The sequence below is a fragment of the Arthrobacter sp. Y81 genome (genome assembly GCF_002929335.1).
Lineage (GTDB): Bacteria > Actinomycetota > Actinomycetes > Actinomycetales > Micrococcaceae > Arthrobacter.
The window spans coordinates 1-10,666 of the sequence record NZ_PJIL01000038.1 but is presented as its reverse complement, the minus strand read 5'-3'; the positions used below and the strand labels follow the sequence as shown (position 1 = coordinate 10,666).

Annotated in this window: 11 protein-coding genes; 8 read left to right on the top strand and 3 right to left on the bottom strand. The window is 64.6% G+C overall.

Features of this window, described 5'->3' with window-relative positions; all coding sequences use genetic code 11:
- From CXQ91_RS23915 to CXQ91_RS23885, 7 genes are all read left to right on the top strand, one after another.
- The coding region (locus CXQ91_RS23915; RefSeq protein ID WP_146072371.1) for a hypothetical protein at window positions 1–126 on the top strand (126 nt) is incomplete at its 5' end.
- 149 nt (window positions 127–275) lie between these two features.
- Window positions 276–1,604 (top strand): dicarboxylate/amino acid:cation symporter, encoded by a 1,329-nt coding sequence (locus CXQ91_RS23910; RefSeq protein WP_258074252.1) that lies wholly within the window; start codon window positions 276–278, stop codon window positions 1,602–1,604.
- Between the two features lie 41 nt (window positions 1,605–1,645).
- Complete coding sequence (locus CXQ91_RS23905) at window positions 1,646–1,939, top strand: winged helix-turn-helix domain-containing protein (RefSeq protein ID WP_104176341.1); 294 nt, start codon at window positions 1,646–1,648, stop codon at window positions 1,937–1,939.
- Window positions 1,940–2,175: 236 nt separating this feature from the next.
- On the top strand, window positions 2,176–3,777 hold the full coding sequence (locus CXQ91_RS23900) for a CdaR family transcriptional regulator (protein WP_104176340.1): 1,602 nt from the start codon (window positions 2,176–2,178) through the stop codon (window positions 3,775–3,777).
- Window positions 3,774–4,715 carry a glutaminase gene (locus CXQ91_RS23895; RefSeq protein ID WP_104176339.1) on the top strand — a complete coding sequence of 314 codons (942 nt, stop codon included), beginning with the start codon at window positions 3,774–3,776 and terminating at the stop codon, window positions 4,713–4,715. The genes CXQ91_RS23900 and CXQ91_RS23895 overlap by 4 nt, the downstream gene beginning before the upstream one ends.
- Before the next feature lie 65 nt (window positions 4,716–4,780).
- The gene (locus CXQ91_RS23890; protein ID WP_104176338.1) at window positions 4,781–6,295 is read left to right on the top strand and encodes an amino acid permease; all 1,515 of its coding nucleotides are present in this window, start codon (window positions 4,781–4,783) and stop codon (window positions 6,293–6,295) included.
- Between the two features lie 242 nt (window positions 6,296–6,537).
- Window positions 6,538–8,277, top strand: a complete 1,740-nt coding sequence (locus CXQ91_RS23885; protein WP_104176337.1) for a thiamine pyrophosphate-dependent enzyme — start codon at window positions 6,538–6,540, stop codon at window positions 8,275–8,277.
- Here the strand turns inward: CXQ91_RS23885 and CXQ91_RS23880 are convergent.
- A complete protein-coding gene (locus tag CXQ91_RS23880) occupies window positions 8,246–8,944 on the bottom strand; it encodes a DUF2306 domain-containing protein (protein WP_104176336.1) in 699 nt (232 codons plus the stop codon). The genes CXQ91_RS23885 and CXQ91_RS23880 overlap by 32 nt on opposite strands.
- A gap of 417 nt (window positions 8,945–9,361) precedes the next feature.
- Between CXQ91_RS23880 and CXQ91_RS23875 the strand changes: the two genes are divergently transcribed.
- Window positions 9,362–9,559 carry a hypothetical protein gene (locus CXQ91_RS23875; protein ID WP_181039031.1) on the top strand — a complete coding sequence of 66 codons (198 nt, stop codon included), beginning with the start codon at window positions 9,362–9,364 and terminating at the stop codon, window positions 9,557–9,559.
- A 98-nt stretch (window positions 9,560–9,657) separates the two neighbouring features.
- Here the strand turns inward: CXQ91_RS23875 and CXQ91_RS23870 are convergent, their stop codons facing one another.
- Window positions 9,658–10,155: an SRPBCC domain-containing protein gene (locus CXQ91_RS23870; RefSeq protein ID WP_104176334.1), complete on the bottom strand. Its 498-nt coding sequence runs from the start codon at window positions 10,153–10,155 to the stop codon at window positions 9,658–9,660.
- A 13-nt stretch (window positions 10,156–10,168) separates the two neighbouring features.
- Window positions 10,169–10,501, bottom strand: a complete 333-nt coding sequence (locus CXQ91_RS23865) for a helix-turn-helix transcriptional regulator (RefSeq protein ID WP_104176333.1) — start codon at window positions 10,499–10,501, stop codon at window positions 10,169–10,171.
- Window positions 10,502–10,666 lie beyond the last annotated feature (165 nt).

The window sequence follows — 10,666 nt, the reverse complement described above, 5'->3', positions numbered from 1 at the left end:
ATCGCCCAGGAAGCCCTCGCCACCGGCAAAGGGGTCGCCGAACTCGTCCTCGAACACGGCCTCCTCACCGCCGAACAGCTCCAGGAACTCCTCAGCCCCCAACGCCTGGCCAACCTGAGCAAGTAACCCCAGTACCAGCACAACCCCATCCGACCAGGGAGCAGGGGCACACCGCCGTGCCCAAATTTCCCCACCGACTACAGAGAAAACGGCACTCGATGACGAGGACCGTTCCAGCACCGGTCCCCAGCCCGGCCTCTACGCAAGGACTGAGTATGAAAAACAAATCAACGATGTGGATTCTGGCAGCGCTCGTGTTCGGAATCCTCAGCGGTCTACTGTTCCACTGGCTGCTGCCGGTGGACACCCGCGAATCCGTCGTGGCCGTCCTCGACACCGTGACGCATATGTTCCTGAACCTCATCAAGATGATCATCGCCCCGCTGATCTTCGCCACGCTGGTCTCCGGCATCGCAGGGGCTGCCAAATCCGCCGGGGTGGGCAAGCTCTTTGGCCGCTCGATGATCTGGTTCCTGTCCGCGTCCGTCCTGGTGGGCGCCTTCGGCTTCATCACGGCGCATGTGCTGAATGTCGGTGACGGGCTCAACCTGATGCCGGGAGGTGACGCCGGGATGGAAACAAAGCCCCTCGATTACGCGGAGTTCATCACCCACATCATTCCCACCAGCGTCTTCGCCGCCCTGACGGAAAACAACCCCCTTCAGATCCTCGTCTTCGGCGCCCTCTTCGGCATCGCCCTGCTGAATCTTCGGAAAAAGGGCCGCTCCTCCATCGCGGACGCCATCGATGAACTCATGGGCGTCATGCTCAAGGTCACCGGATATGTGATGAAGGCGGCCCCGGTGGGCGTTTTCGCCGGCATCGCAGCGGCCTTCACCGCCGAAGGCCTCGATGCGTTTGCCACCTACGCGTCGTTCATCGGCGGCTTCTACGTCTCTCTCTCCGCACTCTGGGTCATCATGATCGGCGTCGCCGTCGTCTTCCTCGGAAAGGCCGCCTTCCGGCTGGTCCGCATTGTGCGGGAACCCATGGTCATCGCGTTCGCCACCTCCAGCAGCGAAGCCGCATTGCCCAAGCTCATTGAAGGCCTGACCAAGTTCGGCATCGAAAAGCGCACCACCGGCTTCGTGCTGCCCCTGGGTTACTCGTTCAACGTGGACGGTTCCATGATGTACATGACCTTCGCGTCGGTCTTCCTGATCAACGCCTACGGGATCGATATGGACCTTGGCCAGCAGATCGCGATGACGGCAATGCTGCTGCTCAGCAGCAAGGGAATGGCCGGCGTGCCGCGCGGGTCACTCGTCGTCGTTGCCGCAGTGGTCCCTGGCTTCGGGATCCCCGCCGCCGGGATTGGTGTCCTGCTGGTGATCGACCAGCTCCTGGACATGGGACGCACCGCCACCAACATCCTGGGAAATGCCATCGCCACCGCGGTCATCGGCCGGAACCACGACAAGACCGCTTCCCTCCCCGAGGCGTCGCGGGCCGAAACCTCCCACGACGGGCACGACATTCAGCACGCCGAAGTCTCTGAGGTCACAGAAGACAGCAGGGAGCCTGAGCGCGTTTCGATGCACTGACCGAGCGAACCTCCCCTCACCCCGGACGAAAGGCATGGCCAATGACCGCTGACTTTGAACTCCAGAGCCCGACGGAGGCACACCGCATTGAGCGGACGAAAAGGGCGCGAAGCACACCGATCAGAGCACAAATCATCAACTACCTGGCGAGCAACGGCGCAAGCAAAGTAGCTGACATCAGCAGCGGCATCGCCTTCTCGCGGGACTGCGTCAGATACCACCTGGCGGCGCTGGAGAGCGCTTCGATCGTCCGTTCCAACATTTCCCCCGAAGCGCGGGGCCGCTGCACGCCCTTCTACGCCCTCGCCCCTGGAAGAACGCGGGCGGACTCCTAGCCGGACGGCGCGGACTGCCCTGCAGGCGGACGACGGCGGGACCTCCCGCCGTCGTCCGCTTTGCCTTTTACCGCCGGAATCCTGACGCTCTCCACCCCAACCGACCGAGCATTGGTTCAGGGACCTAAAAGCCGGGGCTGGATTTAGTCCGGCATCCATATTTTCCGGCAACTGCACTGGATAGCATTGGGTGACCGGACAGAGCCGTCCGGGGGTATCAATTCCGAAGGAAACCCATGGCCGCAGCTACAGTGGACGACATCCTGTCGGATCTCCCCTTGGGTTTCGCCAGCCTCATCCTCCGGCCGTCCCGGGCGGAATCCCCCATTGAACGCTTCCTGATCGTTGACGCGGACGACGAAACGTCCGACGGCGGCGCCGCGTTTGTCCTGCTGATCGGGGTTCGTGGGCGCTCCGCTTTGCCGGCGCTCCGGCGCCTTGTGAAGAACCCTCCCCTGGTGCTCGCCGTCAAGGGCAGTCCCGGCGAACTGTGGGAAGCCGAAGAGCTGCTCCGCGCGGCCGGAACGGGTCTCCTCCTGGTGGACCCTGCCGCTGACTGGGACCGACTCCTGTCCATCGCCAAGGACCGGATTACGCCGCGCAGCTACCAGCGCGAAGTGCTGACGCTACTGGAAGAAGACCTGTTCGCCATCGCTCAGACGACGGCCCGCCTGACATCGAGCCATGTTGTCATCGAGGACGCCGCCAACAAGGTCCTGGCCTACTCCACGGTGACGAATGACATCGATGAGCTCCGCAAGGCATCGATCCTTGCACGCCGTGGTCCGCGAAAGTACGAACTCCTCCTGAAGGACCTGGGCGCCTACCGCGAACTGCACCGGACCCGCCTGCCTGTCAGGGTTCCAGCCCGGCCCCAGGACGGGCTGAGGGAGCGCGTCGCCATCACCCTGTTCGCCGGCGAGCGCATCATGGGGTACATCTGGCTGCAGGAAACCGGGGACGGGTTCGGCGCGGACGTCGACTATGTCCTGACCGGATCGGCCGCCCGGGTGTCAGCCGAGCTGATCCGCTACCGCAACCAGCAGTCGGTGCACATGCGCGAGGACCGCATTGCGCGGATCCTTTCGGGCCCGGCCGAAGCCGCAGCAAGTGCACACAGCGAGAAGATCCCCGCGGACCGTCCCTCGGCACTGATCCTGCTGGGAATGTCCGCCTCCCAGGCACAGGAAGACGACGCAGCCCTCAAACACGGGGAACTCGCCAACCTTGCGTCCATCCATGCGGCGGCCTACAAGGCGTCTGCCATCGTGGGGCAGTTCAACGGCGACACGGCCGTGATCGTCCCGGGGCTCCAGTCCGCCAATGCCGAAGCCGGGCTTCGGAGCCTGGCCGAGGCCATCGTCCGGGACGCCGGGAAGCACCTGGGCATCAGTCCGTTCGCGGCAGTGGGGCCGATCGCCCCCGATCTGTTGTCGATTCACTCCGTGACCGCCAAAACGGAGGCCCTGCTCGGCTGCATGCGGCGGTCAGGGACCGCGTCGGTGGCCGCGGTGGGCGACTTCGAGGTGGACATCCTGTTCCACGAGGCGGTGGAGAACTTCACGGCCTCCGACTTCCGCCATCGCAGCCTCTGGACCCTCCTCCGCGACGATGGCGAACTTGCCGAAACCCTGCGGGCCTACTTCGACGCATCGCTGGACGTGGCCGAATGCGCCCAGCGGATGAGGATGCACAAGAACACCGTCTACTACAGGATCAGCAAGATCAGCCGGGTCACCGGCCTGAACTTCAGCAATCCCCGAGATTCATTGGTCGCCCTGCTCCACCTCCAGGAGTGGGCCGCCACGCATACTAAGGAGCACCTGGGCAAGAAATGATGACAGCACTTGATTCACCGCCTCTGGGCCTGGTCCTGGCTGACATTGTCCGCAGCCATCGGCCCCGAAGTGTTGCAGGCTCGGTGCCCGCCGCCATTCCCCACCTGTCATCGCCGCCGTTCGACCGCTTCGGAATCGCGGTGGCCACAACGTCCGGGGACGTGTTCAGCGCCGGCGACGCCGACCTGCCCTTCTCGATCCAGAGCATCTCGAAGGTTTTCACCCTGGCCATGGCCCTCAGCGCCGATGACCCTGGCACACTCTGGTCCCGGGTGCTCCGCGAACCGTCGGGAACCTCGTTCAACTCCCTGGTGCAGCTTGAAGTGGAGCACGGGATCCCCAGGAACCCCTTCATCAATTCCGGCGCCCTGGTGGTGACCGACCACCTGATGGACAGGTTCCCTGACGCTGCAGGCCATGTCCTGCAGTTCCTCCGCGGCCAGGCGGGGCAGCACAGCGTGCAGGGACCGTTCATCGATGAGGTGGCCGCAGAGAACGAGCTGGCCAACAGCAGCCGCAACCTGGCGCTCGCCCACTTCCTGAAGAACTTCGGCAACCTGCACCGGCCCGCCGAGGCCGTGGTGGAGAACTACGTCAGGCAGTGCTCCATCATGATGAGCTGCGTCGAGATGGCGAAGGCCGGCCTGTTCCTTGCCCGCGGCGGGCACGGGGCAAACGGCCCCGTCGTTTCCCGGAGCGAGGCCAAGCGCATCGGATCCATCATGCTCACCTGCGGCATGTACGACGCCGCCGGTGAGTTCGCCTACCGCGTCGGCCTTCCCGGTAAAAGCGGTGTGGGCGGCGGAATCCTGGTCATCGTCCCCGGCGAATGCGCGATCTGCGTCTGGAGCCCGCGGCTGGACTCCAAGGGCAATTCCCTGGCGGGCTCGGCGGCCCTCGCTGACCTGTCCGACCGCACCGGATGGTCCGTTTTCTGATCCGGTCCCCGCACTTTTCCGTCCCACCCCTCAGTTAGATCTTCAACCGGTCGAAAGGATCACCCATGTCCAACAACCCCAATGACGAGGTTGGCCAGTACGAGGCTGACAGCGGCCACGCGCATGCCTCTGAGAGACTCCTTCATGCGGAAGACAAGGGCTACCACAAGAGCCTGAAGCCGCGGCAGATCCAGATGATCGCGATCGGCGGCGCGATCGGTACCGGTCTTTTCCTCGGTGCCGGCGGCCGGCTGAATGCTGCAGGCCCGTCGCTGGTCATCGCCTACGCCGTCTGCGGCTTCTTCGCCTTCCTGATCCTCCGCGCACTGGGCGAATTGGTGCTGCACCGCCCGTCGTCGGGCTCCTTTGTCTCCTACGCCCGTGAATTCTACGGCGAGAAGGCAGCCTTTATCTCGGGCTGGTTCTACTGGATCAACTGGGCAACCACCACCATCGTGGACATCACCGCCGCAGCACTCTACATGAACTTCTTCGGCCACTACATCCCCTGGATGGGAGCCGTACCGCAATGGGCCTGGGCCCTCATCGCCCTCATCGTCGTGCTGTGCCTGAACCTCGTCTCGGTCAAGGTCTTTGGCGAGATGGAATTCTGGTTCGCCATCATCAAGGTCGTCGCCCTCGTCGCGTTCCTGCTCATCGGCACCTACTTCGTCATCTTCGGCACTCCGGTGGACGGCCAGGCAGTCGGCTTCAGCCTCATCACCGACAACGGCGGAATCTTCCCCAACGGCATCCTGCCCATGATCATCCTCATGCAGGGCGTATTGTTCGCCTACGCCTCGATCGAGCTGGTCGGCACCGCCGCCGGCGAAACCGAAAGCCCCGAAAAGATCATGCCGAAGGCCATCAACTCCGTGGTCTTCCGCATCGCCGTGTTCTACGTCGGCTCCGTCATCCTTCTGGCCCTGCTGCTGCCCTACACCTCCTACGAAAAGGGCGTCAGCCCCTTCGTGACCTTCTTCGGCTCCATCGGCATCCAGGGCGTGGACGTCATCATGAACCTCGTGGTCCTCACCGCCGCTCTGTCCTCCCTCAACGCAGGCCTCTACTCCACCGGCCGCATCCTTCGCTCCATGTCCGTGGCCGGCTCCGCCCCCAAGTTTGCCCAGCGCATGAACAAAGCCGGCGTACCGTACGGCGGCATCGCCATCACCGCCGGCGTCTCCCTCCTCGGCGTCCCGCTGAACTACCTCGTCCCTTCCCAGGCCTTTGAGATCGTCCTCAATGTCGCCTCCGTGGGCATCGTCGTCACCTGGGCCACCATCGTCCTCTGCCAGATGCAGCTCAAACGCTGGGCAGACAAGGGCTGGCTGAATCGTCCCTCCTTCCGGATGTTCGGCGCTCCGTACACCGGCTACCTCTCACTCCTGTTCCTCGCCAGCGTCCTGGTGATGGTCTTCATCGACTCCCCGCTCACCCTCCTGGTTACCCTCATCGCCTGCGCCCTTATGGTCGCCGGCTGGTACTCCTGCCGCAAACGGATCCACGAAATCGCCGAGGTACGTGACGGCTACACCGGCGCCGCGCCCGTGGTGGCCAACCCGACTCCCATCCGGTAGCAGTCCCGCAACCACCCCGGTTTCCACAGCCCCCAGACCCCAACAACAACCGACGAAAGCCCGCCATGAACCGACAAAACCTGCTGAGCCCCCAACCCGACCGGGCGCCAACGGAAAACCAGACGACGGACAGCTGCGAGGACGGCTGCTTCTTCTGCGCCGGACCGGAAACCGACTAGGCGCCACCGGCGCCTCCACCCAACGCACGTAAACCAACACCCAACCCAAGAAGACAAGTAGTGATGACAACGGAGTCCGCATCCACCATGACCGAAACCGACACCCAACCGTTCGACGGCGACACCATCCATCAGATCGCAGCACGGCCAGCCTCGGCGGCTGACCCCGGAACACTGAGATCCGCCGGGCACGTGATTGTTGACTCCCTCGTGGCCCACGGCGTGGAACGCACCTACGTGGTTCCCGGCGAGAGCTTCCTGGACGTGCTGGACGGGCTGCACGGTTCAGACATCGACACCGTGGTCTGCCGGCATGAGGGCGGTGCCGCCTACATGGCCGAGGCCGACGGCAAAATGAACCAGCGCCCGGGCGTTGCCATGGTGACGCGCGGCCCCGGCGCGGCCAACGCCCACGTTGGCCTGCACACGGCCTGGCAGGACTCCACGCCCATGCTGCTCTTCGTCGGGCTCATTCCCTTTGCGCACCGCGACCGCGAGGCGTTCCAGGAATTCGATATCAAGGCCTGGTTCGACACCGGAGCCAAGCGCGTGATGGTGCTCGATCACGCCGAGCGCGCCTCTGAGATTGTTGCGGAAGCCATGTTCGCGGCCATGAGCGGACGGCCGGGGCCCGTGGTGGTGGGCTTGCCGGAAGACATCATCCGCCAGCAGATCGATCCGGCCCTCCACCCCACCATCCCGGTGGCGGCGGGCGGCATGAGCACCACCGACGCCGAAGCACTGGCCACCGCGCTGGCAAATTCCTCGAAGCCGCTCTTTGTCACCGGCGGCAACGACTGGACCCAGGAAGCCGCCAGCCAGCTCACCGAATGGCTGGAAAAGCACCACATCCCGGCCGCCGCGGAATGGCGCACCCAGGGAACCGTCTCCTTCGACTCCCCGTCCTATGTTGGTCCGATCGGCTACGGCCGCCCCCGCCCCACCTACGACCTGCTCGATGAAACCGACCTGCTTGTTTTCGTCGGGACCGTTCCCGGTGACGTGATCACGGACGGATTTCTCTGCCGGCAGGACTGGAACAAGAAGAACTTCCTGGTGACCATCGATCCCTCGCTGCGCGGCCGCTCCGGCCCGGTCTCCCGGCAGATCGTGGCGAAACCGGACGCTTTCGTCCGTGACCTGGTGGCAATCGACCTGCCCCTGAAGGAGGAATGGAAGGCGTGGACGGCCAGGATGCGTGCCGAGCAGACGTCCTTCTCGGACCTGCCTCCGGCCACGCCGGCTGAAGGTCCCGCCAGGATGGACACTTTGATGGCCAACCTGGTCCCGAGGCTGCCGGAGGACGCCATGGTGACATTCGGCGCAGGCGAGCACACCAACTGGGCGCACCGGTATTTCCCCACCCGCCGCTATGCCTCAATGATCAGCGCCCGGAACGGCTCCATGGGCTACTCCGTTCCCTCGGCCGTCGCCGCCTCGCTGGCCAGTCCGCAGCGCCGGGTGGTCACCATCGCCGGAGACGGCGAGTTCCTTATGAACGGCCAGGAGCTGGCCACCGCTGCGCAATATGGGGCCACGCCGCTCATCATCGTGATGGACAACCAGGAGTACGGCACCATCCGCACGCACCAGGAGCGGCACTACCCGTCCCGGGTGTCGGGCACGCAGCTGAAGAACCCGGACTTCGGCCTCATGGCCCGGGCCTTCGGCGGATTCGGCATCACCGTCACCCGTGACGGGGATGTGCCGGCCGCCCTCGACGCCGCGTTCCGGGCCATCGACCAGGACGGCGTCTTCGCCCTCATCCACCTCATCGTGGAACAGCGGGTGAAAGCCTACTGACTGTCCGGCGCGATGCCTTCCGGGCGCGGCGGTGGATGACGTACTCGGCCACCGCCACGTTGATCACCCACCCCGCGCCCAGCAGCACTGCCCGGGTGGGCACGTCGGTGGGTCCGACCAGCAGCAGCCAGGGGATGCTCACGAAGGCCTGTGTTCCCGCGCCGACGGCAATTGCATAGGCCCGCGTCATCCAGGCGCTGTGCCGCACGAAGTCCCGCCGCCTGACCGCGGCCAGCCCCAGGACCAGGCTCACCAGCATCGCCGTGCCGAAAAAGAGCCGGAGCGGGACGTCGGTGTAACCGTCGGGGAGAGGGTAGAAGGCGGCCATCCACAGCCCGGAAAGGGCGGCAAGCAGGCCGGCTGGGATGAGAATGCGCCCGGCGATGCGGTGCCAGCCGCGGCGTCCCCGAAGTGACGGAACGAACTGGAACGCCCCGAGCAGGGAATAGACGGTGACGCTGACAATGTGCGTCACCACCGGGATCGGAGACGCGAAGAACCGCGCGTTTTGCGGCGTAACATCGGCGCCTGCGGTCAGTTCGGTCAGGCGGAGGGCCCCGAAGATCACCGGGATGAGGCTCAGTAGGATCAACCCGGCGGGCACGGGCCACTGGGGCCGGGAACGCCGGACGGGTGCGGCTGCGGGGCGGATGGTTTGCGTTGGCATTGGGGGGTCCTTCGCTGGCTGGTATACGGTGTACACCTGATGCGTTTGACCATAGGTGTACGCCGTACACTTGTCAATAGATGGCGGGTCCGGTGCCAAGCCGGAAGCGGCCCGCTAAACCGTTGTGATGAGTCTCACGCGCAATGACCGGCTGTTGGCTTGAGACGTCGGCGCCCCTCCGTGCATCATGGAAAGGACGGCTGAGAATGCGATTTCCCAGCCGGAGAGCCCTGTTCCTCACGCATAGGCGCAGAGAATACAGCGGCTTGGAACAACCCAACCTGGTGGACGCAACGAGGCCAAACCAGTGAGCTCGCCCGAGCTGCAGAAGGCCTCTGAGCGTTCACGGACAGACCCGTCCCGGGCTCCGCACCGATGCGAAGCCCATGACCGAACTTACGAATGAGGCACCGAATAATGACGTTCGAAACCAACCACTCCGTGACGCTGAAAATCTGGGACCGCTCCGCGATTGACCACACGCTGGACGCCCTGGTACACGACATTTCCACCAAGGCCAACGCGCACCGCAGCGACGTTGCCGTCACCCTCAGCGGGCCGAACACCTTTACGGTCAGCCTGAACCGGAAGGCCGCCCAGGGCGTCACCGTCTAGGGAACCACACGGAAAACGCAAGAGAACGACGGCGGGAGCTCCCGCCGTCGTTCTCTTGCGTTACTGGCCTGAACAGTCTTCGCTGGCCGTGATGCCGGTCAGGCGTGCGAGTGCTCGGCGAGAAGGGCGTCGATCTGGCCGGCCGCTTCCTTCATGCCTTCCTCCATGCCCATCTTGACCATTTCTTCCATCTGCTCTTCGGATTCGAACGTGGACATGATGGTCATCCGGGCGCGGCCGCCGAGGTCCTCGAGGGTGACCGTCGCGTGGGCGGTGCCCGCGTCCTCGACGGGATCACCGTCTTCGTCGGCAAAGCCTTCGTCGAACTCCAGCTGGTTCGGAGCCTGGACGGCGGTGAAGCGCCACCATCCGCGGGCCTTCGTGCCGTCCGGGCCGGTCATGTAATAGGCGGCCTTCCCGCCGGGCTGGAAATCAAAGCCGTCGAACGTGGCGGGGTACGTGGGCGGGCCCCACCAGCGCTCGAGCTGCCGGGGGTCTTCCCAGATCTGCCAGACGCGTTCGACGGCGGCGTCGAACTCCGCGACGAGGATCAAGCTGAGTGCCTCGAGATTCTTGGTGGAACTGATAACAGTCATTGCGGAACCTTTCCTATCCTTCAGCGAGAATGTCTGCAATCCGCTCGGCACGCTGCCGCCAGATCGCCTCGTACTCATCGAGCAGGCGGCGGGCTTTGTCCAGGCCTTCATGATTGCCCCGCACGATCTGCTCCCTTCCGCGCTTCTCCTTCGTAACCAGGGAGGCGCGCACCAGCACCGCCACGTGCTTCTGGACGGCGGCAAAGCTCATGGCGTAGAGGGCCGCGAGGCCGGACACCGAATACTCCCCCACCGTCACCCGTCGCACAATGTCCCGGCGGGTGGCATCGGAGAACGCCTGGAAGAGGCGGTCAACTTCGGCTTCACTCATCTGATCTACAACCATTTGGTTGTAGAATACGACCGCAGCGGAGGGGTGTCAATGGGCTAGACGATATGAAGTGAGGGGTGCAGGTTCCGCCCGTCCGGGGTCGGGCCATTATCGCCGGGCGGGCCCGCAGCGCCGGCTTGGGTGTAACCCGTGTCGTCTGTGTGGCAGGCGGCGCTGCGG